Annotated in this window: 8 protein-coding genes; 5 read left to right on the top strand and 3 right to left on the bottom strand. The window is 39.9% G+C overall.

The window, feature by feature from the left end:
- Positions 1-6: 6 nt before the first annotated feature.
- Genes KYH19_RS11030 through KYH19_RS11020 form a run of 3 tightly spaced genes read right to left on the bottom strand, consistent with a single transcriptional unit; the run spans position 7 to position 1981 of the window.
- The gene (locus tag KYH19_RS11030; protein WP_132396803.1) at positions 7-336 is read right to left on the bottom strand and encodes an L-rhamnose mutarotase; all 330 of its coding nucleotides are present in this window, start codon (positions 334-336) and stop codon (positions 7-9) included.
- Position 337: 1 nt separating this feature from the next.
- A complete protein-coding gene (locus tag KYH19_RS11025; RefSeq protein ID WP_219078731.1) occupies positions 338-1192 on the bottom strand; it encodes a fumarylacetoacetate hydrolase family protein in 855 nt (284 codons plus the stop codon).
- Positions 1193-1216: 24 nt separating this feature from the next.
- Positions 1217-1981: an SDR family NAD(P)-dependent oxidoreductase gene (locus KYH19_RS11020; RefSeq protein ID WP_219078730.1), complete on the bottom strand. Its 765-nt coding sequence runs from the start codon at positions 1979-1981 to the stop codon at positions 1217-1219.
- A gap of 303 nt (positions 1982-2284) precedes the next feature.
- Between KYH19_RS11020 and KYH19_RS11015 the strand changes: the two genes are divergently transcribed.
- The 5 genes from KYH19_RS11015 (at position 2285) to KYH19_RS10995 (ending at position 14782) form a co-directional block, all read left to right on the top strand.
- Positions 2285-4984, top strand: coding sequence for a hypothetical protein (locus KYH19_RS11015; RefSeq protein ID WP_255562622.1), 2700 nt, complete (start codon positions 2285-2287; stop codon positions 4982-4984).
- The gene (locus KYH19_RS11010) at positions 4984-6537 is read left to right on the top strand and encodes a glycosyl hydrolase family 65 protein (RefSeq protein ID WP_219078728.1); all 1554 of its coding nucleotides are present in this window, start codon (positions 4984-4986) and stop codon (positions 6535-6537) included. The genes KYH19_RS11015 and KYH19_RS11010 overlap by 1 nt, the downstream gene beginning before the upstream one ends.
- A 199-nt stretch (positions 6538-6736) precedes the next feature.
- Positions 6737-8314, top strand: coding sequence for a glycoside hydrolase family 28 protein (locus tag KYH19_RS11005; RefSeq protein ID WP_219078727.1), 1578 nt, complete (start codon positions 6737-6739; stop codon positions 8312-8314).
- Position 8315: 1 nt separating this feature from the next.
- Positions 8316-11129: a glycoside hydrolase N-terminal domain-containing protein gene (locus KYH19_RS11000; protein ID WP_219078726.1), complete on the top strand. Its 2814-nt coding sequence runs from the start codon at positions 8316-8318 to the stop codon at positions 11127-11129.
- On the top strand, positions 11126-14782 hold the full coding sequence (locus KYH19_RS10995) for a malectin domain-containing carbohydrate-binding protein (protein WP_255562621.1): 3657 nt from the start codon (positions 11126-11128) through the stop codon (positions 14780-14782). Before KYH19_RS11000 ends, KYH19_RS10995 begins: the two co-directional genes overlap by 4 nt.
- The last annotated feature ends 81 nt before the right edge of the window (positions 14783-14863 follow it).

Here is a 14863-nt window from a genome sequence, read left to right as displayed (position 1 = left end):
AAGGCATTAAAGTTTAAATATCTGCTCCATTAAGATCCACTTTTCACCCGGTTTAGCTCCAGGCAAAGCCTGCTGGAATTTCCACATCAGGGTTTCCCATTCCTGCACTTTTGGGTTGGCTAAATCGGCCGTACCTTTAGCTTCAAAAGAAAAACTTTCATTCACCTCCATAATCATAAACAGCCGGTTACCAGCGAGATATATCTCCATATTCTCGATGCCAGAGGAGCTGATACTTTCTTTGATTTCAGGCCAAACTGACTGATGGTATTGCTTATATTCTTCAATAAGCTTTACATCGTCAACCAGATCGAGCGCCAGGCAATATCTTTTCATATTAATTTTCGCCGTAAGCTTTAGCCGTTTGTTTGCTGGTACCTAAACCATCAATACCCAATTCAACCACATCGCCTGCTTTTAAGTACCAGGGTTCTGGTTTTTGGCCTAATCCAACGCCGGCTGGTGTTCCTGTACTAATTACATCTCCTGGCAAAAGCGTCATAAACTGGCTGATGTATGAAATCATAAAAGGAACATTGAAAATCAGGTTCGAAGTATTTCCATCCTGTAAGGTTTTTCCGTTTACGGTTAGCCAAAGGCGAAGATTGTGTACATCGGCAATTTCATCCTGAGTGGCGATAAATGGACCGATCGGCGCAAAAGTATCGCAGCTTTTTCCTTTTACCCACTGGCCGTTTCTTTCAATCTGAAACTCACGTTCGCTATAATCGTTGTGCAATATATAACCTGCGATGTGATCCAAAGCATTTTCTTCAGAAACATAACTCGCTTTTTTACCCACAACAATGCCCAATTCTACTTCCCAATCGGTTTTTTTACTGTTTTTTGGGATAATCAGGTCGTCATTTGGGCCAACTATTGCCGAAGTAGCCTTGAAAAATAAAATCGGCTCGGTTGGAATAGGGGCATTGGTTTCGGCTGCGTGGTCTTTGTAATTTAAACCTACACAGATAATTTTAGAAGGACGTGCCAAAGCAGGACCAAGGCGTACACCTTTATCAACCTGAGGTAAATCTGCAGATTCGATGTCTTTTTTAAGTTTTTCTAAACCATCGCCAGCAAAAAACTCTTCGTTATAATCTTTTACCAGTGCAGAAACATCGAAATAATTATCGTTAATGATTACTCCAGGTTTTTCAGCTCCCGCTTCTCCAAATCGTATTAATTTCATTATTTTATATTTAAAATTTCGTTATTAATTGTTTAAGGTTGTAAATCCACCATCAATCGGGTAATCGCAGCCCGTAATAAAAGAAGCTTCATCACTGCACAGATATAAAGCCAGCGCGCCTACTTCTTCCGGTTTCGCCATCCGGCCGATAGGTTGTGTTTTAGAAAGCTTTTCGAACATTTCAGGGATATTATCCGGATAGTTTTTCTGTAAAAAGCCATCTACAAAAGGCGTGTGTACCCTTGCCGGAGAGATGGAATTACACCTGATGTTTTCGCCGATATAATCTTTGGCCACACTCATGGTCATGGCTTTCACTGCACCTTTTGCCGCACTATACACGAAACGATCGGGTAGGCCCACCAAAGCAGCAATTGACGCCATATTGATGATTACACCACCACCTGCCAAGCGGATCTGTGGAATGGCTGCATGCAAACAGTTGTAAACACCTTTAACGTTTACGCGCATTACACGGTCAAAATCGGCTTCTTCAGTCGTATCAGCCTTTCCGATATGCGCAATGCCTGCATTATTGATCAGGATGTTGATCTGCCCGATCTGGTTAAAAATCTCATGAACTGCTTTATGGTCAGAAACATCGCAGGCATAACTAAATGCTGTACCGCCATTTTCCTTAATTTCATTGATCGTATCCTGCGCCTGTTCAGTTCCCAGTTCGATGATGTGAACTTCAGCGCCCTGTTTAGCTAAAATGGTTGCAATGGCCTTTCCAATGCCGCTTCCTCCGCCTGTAACCACGGCTCTTTTGTTTTTTAATGAAAACATGTATGGTTATAAATTATAATTGATTAGAATATACAATACAAATAAAATAAATATTGTTGGTTAAAAATTTTATCTTCTTGTCTAAATATTAACAGATATTGTCATACTCCGCCTGTAACATCCCAACTGCCTTACCTTGCATAAATTTTACAAACACAGAAAGCTAATTTACTTATATTTGAATATTATTTTTATATTTAAATAATATTTTAACCAGATATCACATTTCATCTTTCTGTAAAAGGAGAGTGGTAAGCTACAAATCGAATGAGAAATTTTCTGATTTTTATTTCCTGCTTTTTTTTGTCAATACCATTATCTCATGCAACGCAGCGTGCACAAAAAACGATTGTTATTTCTACTGAGCACCATGTTCGCGTAGGTTTTGGCGCAGAAAGAATTTCAAAAGCTTTAACTAAATTAAATTATTCGATCAAAATCGAACAGAAAGACAAAATCGGTAGCGTAAGCAATATGATTGCAATCGGTATATTTTCCGATAAGCTCTTCGCCAATCATCTTCCTGCAGAAATTAAAAATAAAATCTCCATTACAAAAAAAGAAGGTTTCCATATTTATACCTCAAAAAATGGTGCCATTTATATCATTGGTAACGATGCATCGGGTGCCTTGTATGGCTGTATTGAATTAGCAGATCAAATTAAAAGTAACGGTAAATTACCATTGCAGCTAACCATGTCCGATCAACCCGAAATGGTATTACGCGGCACTTGTATCGGCTTGCAGAAACCAGACTACCTGCCCGGACATGATGTTTACGAATATCCATACACACCCGAAACTTTTCCCTGGTTATATGATAAAGCTTTATGGATCAAATACCTCGATATGATGGTCGAGAACCGTTATAACTCGCTTTATTTGTGGAATGGCCATCCCTTTTCTTCTTTATTGAGGTTAAAGGATTATCCTTATGCTGTAGAGGTAGATGATGCTACATTAAAAAAGAATGAAGAGATTTTTCGGTTTTTAACCACAGAAGCTGATAAACGCGGAATTTGGGTAATCCAAATGTTTTATAATATCATCATCCCAAAACCTTTTGCCGCTAAATATGGATTAAAAACACAGGATAGAAACCGTCCGATTATTCCTTTAATTGCTGATTACACCCGAAAATCGATTGCTGGTTTTGTAGAGAAATATCCAAATGTGGGGTTAATGGTGGCTTTGGGAGAGGCGATGGAAGGCGTTGGACAAGATGATATTGATTGGTTTACCAAAACCATTATCCCGGGGGTAAAAGATGGATTAAAAGCTGCCGGAATTAAAGAAGAGCCTCCGATTGTATTGCGTGCACATGATACAGATGCGCCCAGCGTAATGAAAGCCGCATTGCCACTTTATCATAATTTATATACTGAAAATAAGTTTAACGGAGAGGCCTTAACCACTTATACGCCGCGTGGCGCATGGGCCGATCTGAACAGAAAGTTGGCGGCTATTGGAACGGTTAACATTTCTAATGTGCATATTTTAGCTAATCTTGAACCATTTAGATATGGTTCAGCAGATTTTATCCAGAAATCGGTGCAGGCGATGAATAAAATTTATGGCGCCAAGGGATTACATTTATATCCACAGGCAAGTTATTGGGACTGGCCGTATTCAGCTGATGAAGTAAAAGGCAGGTTGTTAGAGGTAGACCGCGATTGGATCTGGTATAAAGAATGGGCGAGGTATTCGTGGAATTCGCAGCGCGACCGCAAACAGGAAATCGATTATTGGGGCAAAGAACTCAGTGATAAATACGGAACCAATTTAATTGGTGGCAAAGCCATTTTAAATGCCTATGAAGAATCTGGAGAGATATCGCCTAAACTTTTACGCAGATACGGCATTACCGATGGTAACCGGCAAACGCTGACCTTGGGTATGTTAGTGACACAACTGATCAATCCGTACCGATACGGACTTTTTACCTTGTTATATGAGTCGGAAGCGCCAGAAGGTGAAATGATTATTGATTATGCAGAAAAGGAATGGAAGAAGCAGGGACATATTGGCGAAACACCCGTTCAGGTGGCAAAAGAGGTGGTTGAACACGGCAAAAAAGCTATTCAATCGATTAATCAGGCCGCACCAAATGTAAGAAAAGATACCGCAGAATTTAAAAGGCTTAAAAACGACATTTATTGTTATGATGCCATGGCCAATTTTTATGCGGAGAAAGTAAAAGCAGCGCTTTGGATATTGCGGTATAAATACTCGAACCAGGTAAGCGATTTAGAACAGGCCTTGCCTTTTCTGCAAAAAAGCGTTAATTACTATTCGGAACTGGTTAAACTAACAGATCATCATTATTTGTATGCCAACAGTATGCAAACAAAGCAACGTAAAATACCGATGCGTGGTGTAGATAAAACTTTTATCCATTGGAGAGAAATGTTACCCATTTTTACCAAGGAATTAAATCATTTTAAAAGGAGCATCGATTCTTTAAAATTAATAAAAGTAGGAACAATTGCTGCAATTATACCCTATAAAACAGCCGATGTTAAGATATTGAACCAAGCTGAAAATTATACCATCGCCAAAGATGCTCCGCTTTTTACGGATACAACAGTTAAAATCAAAGAAGTGGCCGGGCAGTTAAGCGGTTTAAAGGGTATTAAATTGAGCAAAGCACAACAAATTAAAAACGGTACAGAAATAAAGTTCAGCACCAAATCTCCTGTTAAATTATTGGTTGGCTTTTTTAACCAGAAAAACGCGCAATACCTGGCTCCACCACAATTGGAAACCGATGCAAGTGCCAATAATTATGGTCAATCCGAAATTAAAATATCGAATGCGCTGGTGCCTTATGGTTTTCCTCCGGTAAATGTACACGCTTATGCTTTCCCGGCCGGAACGCATACATTAAATTTAGGAAAAGGAGTCTGTTTGGTTTTAGGTTTTATTGATGATAAACAGGAACTACGCATTTTTAATGCAGGTTTAGATGGTAGGGGAAAAGATATAGACTGGTTATTCGAATAATGGAAAATACACGAAAATTTATAGCCACGGCAGCATTGTCCATATTAACAATTGCTGGCTTTGCGCAACAACAGCTTATCCTGGGAACAGGAAAATTGAAGAAATACGTTGAATATTTTAATTCAATTGATACAGAAGCGGTAAAGAATTATATTCCAAATAGCGAGGCTTTTGAATGGCTTGCCGATCAGGCTCCTTTATTCGAATGTCCCGATTCGGTATTGGAACAGAATTATTATTACCGTTGGTGGACTTACCGCAAACACCTGGTTAAAACGCCAGAAGGTTTCATTTTTACCGAGTTTATTGAACCGGTTAAACATGCAGGCAAATACAATTCCATCAGTTGTGCATTAGGTCACCACATTTACGAAGGCAGGTGGCTAAAAGACAACAGTTACCTGAAAGATTATATCAAATTCTGGCTTTATCATGCTGATGTGGGGCAAAGCAAGCAGCGTTTTCATCAATTTAGCAGCTGGGTGGATGATGCGGTGTATCAAAACTATTTGGTGAAACCCGATCAGGGATTTTTGAAAGAAATTTTGCCTGCACTGGATAAAGATTACGAAAAATGGGAATCGCAACGACAGCTTAAAAATGGGTTGTTCTGGCAGCATGATGTGAAGGATGGCATGGAAGAATCAATCAGCGGATCACGCAAAGACCAGAACCAGCGACCAACAATAAACAGTTACATGTATGGCAACGCCATGGCTTTAGATAAAATTGCTACACTTTTAGGTGATGGCGTGCTTGCGAGTAAGTATAAAAATAAAGCCATTGCGCTTAAAAAACTGGTTCAGGATAGTTTGTGGAATGCTTCTGCTTCATTTTTTGAAACCAGAAAAGCCAAAGGCGGTTCAGCTGATGTACGGGAAGCCATCGGTTTTACGCCCTGGGATTTTAATTTACCCGACGATAAGGCCAATTATGCAAAAGCCTGGAACCAGTTATTGGATACTGCCGGATTTAAAGCACCATGGGGATTAACCACAGCCGAAAGGAGAAACCCAACGTTTAGAACAAGAGGAACAGGACATAGCTGTGAATGGGATGGAGCACTTTGGCCTTTCGCCAGCTCGCAGACATTAAAAGGATTGGCAAATCTGCTCACGAATTATAAAAAGCATGGTAAAATGAATGCAAATATCTTTTATCAGGAATTGCATCAATATGCAGCATCCCATGTCAAAAATGGAAAGCCATACATAGGGGAATACCAGGACGAAAAAACCGGGGAATGGTTAAAAGGAGATAATCCACGAAGCAGTTTTTATAATCACTCTACCTTTAATGATTTAATTATCAATGACCTGATTGGTATAAAGCCACGTCAGGATAATGTGCTCGAAATTTCTCCATTAATTCCCAAAAATCAGTGGGATTGGTTTATACTGGATAATGTTTCCTATCATGGTAAAATAGTGACGGTTTTATGGGACAAAACAGGGACAAAATATAACAGGGGTAAGGGGTTACTGGTGTTTGTTGATGGTAAAGAAATTTATAAAGGCAAAGATTTGAAGCCTTTAAAGGTTAGGATGGATTAAATCATGCGCTTATCCTCGGTCTGTGTCCTCACAGACCGAAGTAAATGTTTATGGTTCGTGGAGACACTAACCAAGGCGTATAAAAAAGCGATACAATCGCTAACCTCATTCATCCTCGTTGCAAACGAGGACGAGGATTTTACGAATAAATTAAATGCCTCGGTTCGTGTCTCCACGAACCGAACTATAATAAAAAACAATGAAATATATTTTCAAAACCTTACTTTTTATACTTGTAGTAACTACTTGTTTATCCGTTAAAGCCCAATCTTACTATAACGTAATTAAATACGGTGCAAAAAACGATAGCAGTAAACTGGCCACAACCGCCATTAGAAATGCGATAGAAGCCGCATCAAAAGCAGGTGGCGGCACCGTTTATTTTCCTGCCGGAAAATATTTAACCGGAGCAATTCACTTAAAAAGCAACATCACCATATTGATTGATGCCGGTGCCGAATTACATTTCAGCGATAATTTTGACGATTATTTACCGATGGTGAAAAGCCGCTACGAGGGCGTAGATGTAACCAGTTTTTCACCTTTGTTTTACGCCTATAAAGTAGAAAATATCTCCATTATTGGTAGGGGGATTATTGACGGGCATGGTAAAAAGTGGTGGGATTTTGTAGAAGGTTATAAAGAAGGACAACCACGATCGAAATGGCAGATTACTTTTGATAACTTAAATAAAGATATTGTTCTGCCAGATGATCCTAAGCAGATGAAAAGAGGGTTTCTCCGTCCGCCGTTTATACAGCCTATGTTTTGCAAAAACGTATTGATTGATGGCATTACGATTCGCAATTCTCCTTTCTGGACCATAAATCCTGAGTTTTGCGAAAATGTAAAAGTTCATGCGGTTACCATCAACAATCCCCATTCGCCGAATACAGATGGGATTAATCCTGAATCTTGTAAAAATGTGCACATTTCAGATTGCCACATCAGTGTGGGCGACGATTGCATCACCATCAAATCGGGCAAGGATGCACCCGGGCGAAAAATGGCAGTTCCGGCAGAAAATTATGTGATTACAAATTGTACGATGTTATCCGGTCATGGAGGAGTGGTTATTGGCAGCGAAATGTCGGGCGATGTGCGCAAAATAGCCATCTCGAATTGCGTCTTTGATGGAACAGATCGGGGAATCCGCATCAAAACTGCCCGTGGCAGAGGCGGTGTGGTTGAAGAAATCAGGGTGAGCAATATTATCATGAAAAACATTAAAGATCAGGCTATCATATTGGATATGCAGTATGCAAAAACCAATGTAGAACCTGTTTCTGATCGAACGCCTGTTTTTAGAAATATCCATTTCAGCAATATCACCGGTCAGGTTAACCAGGCAGGCTATTTAAATGGTTTAGAAGAAATGCCCATCAGTAATATCACTTTTAACGACATCAATATGGAAGCTAATACCGGTTTTTACATTCAAAATTCCAGTAATATCGAGTTTCATAATGTAATGGTAAATACGGAGTTAGGCCCTTCATTAAAAGTATTAAAAGTGAATAATCTAATTATTGATGGCTTTAAAAGTAATAAACCGTTAGCAAATTCAGCAGTAACTGATCTTACAAATGTATCTGATCTGTTTCTGTACAACGCTTTTCCTGTAAAAGAAACCGTTACCTATTTGAAATTAAGTGGGGCAGAAACCAAAAACATATACCTTGGAAATAATAATTTCAGAAGGGTTAAGCAAGCCATTAAAAAGGAAAAAGAAGTAACAACAAACATCGAAATTATTTCGGGTGATAAAGGACAGTAACATGAGGTTTAAACTTTTTTTAGGCATTTTATCTTTGACATTGGTTGCATACAGCGACAGTTTTGCGCAACAAAACAACCATACTTTGTGGTACACCAAACCCGCAGAAAAATGGACAGATGCTTTACCGGTTGGTAACGGACGCATCGGCGCTATGATTTTTGCAGGCACAATGGTTGATCATATCCAGTTTAACGAAGAAACTTTATGGACAGGAAAACCAAGGGATTACAATCGCAAAGGAGCCTTTAAATATTTAAACGATATTAGACAATTGCTTTTCGAAGGCAAACAAAAAGAAGCCGAAACCCTTGCTCAGGCAGAATTTATGGGACTGCAAAGCGAACCAGGCGACAGGAATGCCTGGGTAAACCAAATGAAAAACGGGAAGGGTATTCAGGGCAACCCTGCGTTAGCCAGTTTCGATGATAAACTTTGGAAAAGCATTAAAGTACCTGCTTTTGATGGCTGGGAGACTGTGGGTTTAGCCAATTTAGACGGTGCAGTTTGGTTTAGAACAAGTTTTGATGTTCCCGAAAATTGGATTGGAAAAGATCTGGTATTCGATCTTAACCGCATCCGCGACCAGGATTTCACTTATATCAATGGCCAGCTAGCTGGCAATACCGATAATACGGAGCCTAGAAAATACACCATTCCTTCAAAATTGATTAAAAAAGGCAGAAATGTGATCGCTATACAGGTACTCAACTATTTCGATAAAGGCGGTTTGGCAGGTTATAAGGATACTTCAAAAAAAATAGGCATTTACCCTGTGGGCAGCAGTGTTGAGCAGGGCATTTCATTGGTTAAAGCGTGGAAATATAAAATCCAGGATGAAGATCCGCCTGCCGTTCCTCAATATCAAGAAAGTTACCAACCGTTTGGCGACCTGAACTTATACTTTAAACTTAACAAATCACTGGTGAGCAATTATAAACGCTCACTTGATATCAGCACTGCTATTGCTAAAACTACCTTTACCAGCAATGGGATAAATTATCAGCGCGAATATTTTGCCAGCCAGCCTAATCAGGCTATAGTCATTCATTTAACTGCCGATAAATCTAAAGCCATCAGTTTTGATGCCGAATTATCGAGCCCTCACCGCAAGTCGGCTGTTAAAAAACTGGATAACCATACGCTGGCTTTGACTGTGGCGGTTAAAAATGGTGTATTAAAAGGAGAAAGCAGGTTAACAGCCATTATTAAAAAAGGCAATTTAAAAATCGCAAATGGAAAAATCAGTATCAATCAGGCAGATGAAGTAACACTTTATTTAACTGCAGGTACTAATTTTATTAATGCACAGGATGTTTCAGGAAATCCGGTAACGGCCAATGTTAAAGCACTTAATGGTTTAAAAGGTAAAGCATACACCGAAATTAAACAGAACCACATTAAAGAATATCAAACCTATAACAACTTTAGCGTTGATTTTGGACATTCTGAGAATGAAAACCTGCCGACAGATGAAAGATTGGAAAAATTTGCGAGCGCTAATGATCCTGCATTTGCGGCGCTTTATATGCAATATGGTCGGTATTTATTGATTTCGAGTTCCAGGCCAGGAACACAGCCCGCTAATCTTCAAGGGATTTGGAACGACCTGCTCACACCACCCTGGGGAAGTAAGTATACCACAAATATTAACCTCGAAATGAACTATTGGCCCACCGAAATCCTCAATTTATCAGCCTTAAACGAACCGCTTTTTAGTAAAATTAAAGGACTATCAAAAACTGGTGCTGAAACGGCAAAAGCATATTATAATGCCCGTGGCTGGGTGTTACACCACAATACTGATTTATGGAACGCTACAGCTCCGATTAATGCTTCCGATCATGGTATTTGGGTAAGTGGTGGTGCTTGGCTAAGTCAGCATTTGTGGGAACATTATCAATTTAGTAAAGACCGTAAATTCCTGGAGACAGAGGCCTATCCCTTAATGAAACAGGCCGCTCTATTTTTTGAGGATTTTTTAGTGAAAGATCCAAAAACAGGCTGGTTGATCAGTACACCATCCAATTCGCCGGAAAATGGTGGTTTAGTAGCTGGCCCGACGATGGATCATCAGATTATTCGATCTCTTTTTAAAAATTGTATCGCTGCTAGCGAGGTGTTAAATGTTGATGAAGATTTCAGGAAATCCCTGACAGAAAAGGTAAAACAAATTGCACCAAACCAAATCGGGAAATACGGCCAACTGCAGGAATGGCTGGAAGATAAAGATGATACGACCAATAAACACCGTCACGTTTCTCATTTATGGGGTGTTTATCCTGGAAATGACATTACCTGGGACAACAACGAAAAGATGATGCAAGCGGCAAAGCAATCGCTGCTATATAGGGGAGATGATGCTACGGGCTGGAGTTTAGCCTGGAAAATAAATTTCTGGGCACGGTTTAAGGATGGCGACCATGCCATGAAACTGATCAAAATGTTAATGAAACCAGCCCATAATGGTGCAGGTTCTTATGTAAACCTTTTCGATGCGCATCCGCCTTTCCAGATTGATGGAAACTTTGGCGGCGCAGCCGGAATTGCTGAAATGATTGTGCAGAGCCATCAAGGTTATCTGGATATTTTACCAGCCTTGCCAGCAGCTATTCCAAATGGAGAAATTAAAGGTTTACAGGCACGCGGTGGATTTGAACTGAATTTGACATGGAAAAATGGCCTATTGACCTCAATTACCATAAAATCTAAAACTGGGGGGAATTGTAAAGTTCATTATAAAAACAACAAGATAAGTTTTGAAACCAAAATGGGCGAAACTTATAAACTGAATGGAGATTTGAAAGAGCGATGAATCAACTTACGAAATCTAAAATGGCTGAGCGGGAGAAGATTTCGTCAGTCTTAGCATGTAGTTCAGTAAATACTTCTGAAGTTTGCCACCTCACCACCTTACAAAACTTCGGAAGAAACCTTTTGCGGTGCCTTGGTTCGTGTCTCCACGAACCGATAACCTACTCAAATCTTACACGGAAACTTTTACTATCTTTTTGCGCTATTTTCTTGCTGGGGATCAATTTCGTTCATGCCCAAAGTTCAACCAGAAAAGATATTTCCTTAAACTCCAATTGGCTCAGCATTGCCAATGAAAAAAGCGAAAATACTTATGATGGCTTTCAGCAGGCCAATTTTAAAACTACAGGCTGGAAAAAAGTTAATGTTCCACACAACTGGGATCAATATGAAGGCTATCAACGGAAAATGCACGGTAACAAACATGGATACGCCTGGTATCACAAAACCTTTAAAATCAATGCTGTAAAGACAGGTAAATGTTTCTTTTTATATTTTGAAGGCGTGGGTTCTTATGCAACTGTCTGGTTAAATGGTAAAAAAGTAGGCTATCATGCGGGTGGCAGAACCACTTTTACTTTGGATGTTACTGCTGCAATTAAATTGAATAATCAGGAGAATATTTTGGCCGTTCGTGCCGATCATCCTGCAAACATTCAGGATTTACCCTGGGTAGATGGCGGTTGTTCAACAGAACGCGGCTTTTCAGAAGGTTCGCAGCCCATGGGAATTTTCCGTCCGGTGCATTTAATTGTGACCAGTGATATCCGTGTTGAACCATTTGGTATCCACATCTGGAACGACAACAAAATTTCTGAAAAAGCCGCAGTATTAAACCTGAGTACAAGCATTAAAAACTATGCTTTAAAGCTAAAAAATGTATTGGTAATTAACCGGTTGTTTGATTCAGGCGGAAAGCTAGTTAAGGAAATTAAAAAAACGCTGATTGTTCCCGCAGGGAAGGAAATCCAGATCAATCAGCAAACCGACAAAATCATCAATCCAAAACTTTGGTCTCTGGAAAGCCCATATCTCTATACGCTGCAAACCACCATCATTGAGAATGGAAAAATTGTAGATGAACTTAAAACACCTTACGGCATCCGTTGGATCAGCTTGCCTACAGGCGATCACGCCAATCAGAAGCAATTTTTATTAAACGGAAAGCCTGTTTTTATTAACGGAATAGCAGAATATGAGCATTTAATCGGACAGAGCCATGCTTTTAGTAAGGAACAGATCAGGTCGAGGGTGATGCAGATTAAAGCAGCAGGTTTTAATGCCTTCCGAGATGCACATCAGCCACACAATTTATTGTATTCTGATTATTGGGACAAGGAGGGGATTTTGTGCTGGACGCAAATGGCGGCGCACATCTGGTACGATACGCCCGAATTCAGGAAGAATTTTAAAGCCCTTTTAACGGACTGGATAAAAGAAAGAAGGAACAGTCCTGCGGTAGTGTTATGGGGATTGGAAAATGAAAGTACGCTGCCCGAAGATTTCGCAAGAGAATGTACCGAATTGATTCGGAAACTGGATCCAACCGCTTCTTCACAAAGAAAAGTAACGACCTGTAATGGCGGTAAAGGAACCGATTGGGATGTACCCCAAAACTGGACAGGTACCTATGGAGGCAATCCGTTAACCTATGGTGAAGACCTACAAAGACAGGTTTTAGTGGGAGAATATGGCGCCTGGAGAACCGTTGATCTTCATACAACTGATGCCAATGGAAAAGGGTACACGGAAAATAAAATGACAGATTTAATGGAAACCAAGGTGCGCCTGGCCGAATCAGTAAAAGATAAAACCGCGGGTCATTTTTTCTGGTTGTATAGCTCTCACGATAATCCAGGTCGGGTTCAGGGTGGGGAAGGTCTGCGTGATTTAGATCGCATTGGTCCGGTAAACTACAAAGGCATGTTTACCCCTTGGGAAGAACCCACAGATGTTTTTTACATGTTCAGGGCCAATTATACACTAAAACAAACTGAACCTATGGTTTATATTGTTTCGCACACCTGGCCAAACCGTTGGATAAAACCTGGCATCAAAGATAGTGTAGTGGTGTATTCTAACTGTGATGAAGTAGAACTTTTTAATGATGTAAACGGGCAGTCATTAGGCAAGAAAAAACGTGGGGCAATTGGTACGCATTTCCAATGGGATAAGCCGAATATTCAGTATAACGTTTTGTATGCTATAGGTTATGTTGACGGGAAACCTTTAGCTAAAGATCAGATCATTTTACAGAACTTGCCACAAAGCCCTAATTTCAATCTGTTGGTTACCGATAAGAAAATAATCAGTCCTGAAAATGGTTATCACTATGTTTATCGTTTAAACTGTGGAGGAGGCGATTATACCGATGTGAACGGCAATCAATGGTCCGCCGATCGGAATTTAACTTCTGCTGACCGTTTTGGTTCTACCTCATGGACGGCTAATTTTCCGGGTATACCCGATTTTTTCGCCAGTCAACGCCGTACTTTTCAACCGATTAATGGTACTAAAGATTGGAAGCTTTTTCAAAATTTCAGATATGGCAGAGACCAGTTAAAATATCACTTTCCATTGCCGGATGGAGAATATTTGGTTGAACTTTATTTTATTGAACCCTGGCTGGGAATTGGTGGTAGTTTTGATGCCAAAGCCATGCGTTTATTTGATGTGGCATTTAACGGTAAAACAGTTGTTAAAGATTTAGATATCTGGAAAGAAGCCGGCAGCAATACATTATTGAAGAAAACAATCAAAACTTCAATCAAAGGTGGCTTTTTGGATATTAATTTCCCTGAGGTGAAAGTGGGGCAGGCGGTGATTTCGGGCATTGCCATAGCCAGTTTAGATGAAAGTATTAAACCTGCACCAGCAAGCAATTCGCTCTTAACCAAGATTGAAAATGCTGGATTAAAGAGTTGGCTGGATATTGGTGAAGCACAATTTAAGGGTGAAAAAACAACATTTGTCAGTTTGCCTTCAAATTTATACGGTGCAGAATGGCTTAAGGCCACCCGTGGACAGGAAAGCATCGGATTTACCGCTACTGATAGTGTTGATGCCTTTATTGCACTGAATAAAAGCAGCAGCGTTCCGCAGGGATTTGAAAATACCAAAACCACTTTAAGCAACAGTAATGATGAAATGTTTGATCTTTACCGCAAAAGACTTATCCCCAACGAAAGAATAATTTTTGATAGTAGGGTGGCCAGCGTTTTTGTGTCGCCCATTACCCATTTACAACCTGCTTACGATTTAAAAACAACCACGAGCTACAAAGCTACCGACGGCATTTTAGAGGGAAAAGATATTACAAAAGCAGTATTAATGAACAAACAGCGTGTAATTTTTAATGCTGCCAACCAGGGGAGTCTCACCTGGAATATTTCAGTTGGCGTTGCCGATACCTATTCCTTAACCATTAAATACCATAACCCTTCCAATCAGCCATTGAAAGCTAAACTGGAGTTTTTATCGGCAGATGGAACCTTAATGAAAACAGAAATGGCAGAATTTTCGCCTACCAAAGAGGGGAAATGGAATTACCTGAACACCAATACCGGAAGCATGATTAATGCCGGAAGTTACCAAGTGCGCTTAACCGCCACAGAAACCAAAGGACTGGCAGTTGATGTTTTAGATGTTCAATAGGATAAGATGGTATAATATGTGGCCAAAATCTTATATTAATGATGATATTTAGCGATGCATATTTGTTTTAACCAAATTAAT

The organism is Pedobacter sp. D749 (assembly GCF_019317285.1).
Taxonomy (GTDB): Bacteria; Bacteroidota; Bacteroidia; order Sphingobacteriales; family Sphingobacteriaceae; genus Pedobacter.
Note: the sequence above shows the minus strand (reverse complement) of the source record. Positions and strands in the feature narration are given on the sequence as shown.

Bases quoted from the DNA above. Each gene is read 5' to 3' on its own strand.
- KYH19_RS11030 (WP_132396803.1), bottom strand. From the start codon at position 336: ATGAAAAGATATTGCCTGGCGCTCGATCTGGTTGACGATGTAAAGCTT.
- KYH19_RS11025 (WP_219078731.1), bottom strand. From the start codon at position 1,192: ATGAAATTAATACGATTTGGAGAAGCGGGAGCTGAAAAACCTGGAGTA.
- KYH19_RS11020 (WP_219078730.1), bottom strand. From the start codon at position 1,981: ATGTTTTCATTAAAAAACAAAAGAGCCGTGGTTACAGGCGGAGGAAGC.
- KYH19_RS11010 (WP_219078728.1), top strand. From the start codon at position 4,984: ATGGAAAATACACGAAAATTTATAGCCACGGCAGCATTGTCCATATTA.
- KYH19_RS11005 (WP_219078727.1), top strand. From the start codon at position 6,737: ATGAAATATATTTTCAAAACCTTACTTTTTATACTTGTAGTAACTACT.
- KYH19_RS11000 (WP_219078726.1), top strand. From the start codon at position 8,316: ATGAGGTTTAAACTTTTTTTAGGCATTTTATCTTTGACATTGGTTGCA.
- KYH19_RS10995 (WP_255562621.1), top strand. From the start codon at position 11,126: ATGAATCAACTTACGAAATCTAAAATGGCTGAGCGGGAGAAGATTTCG.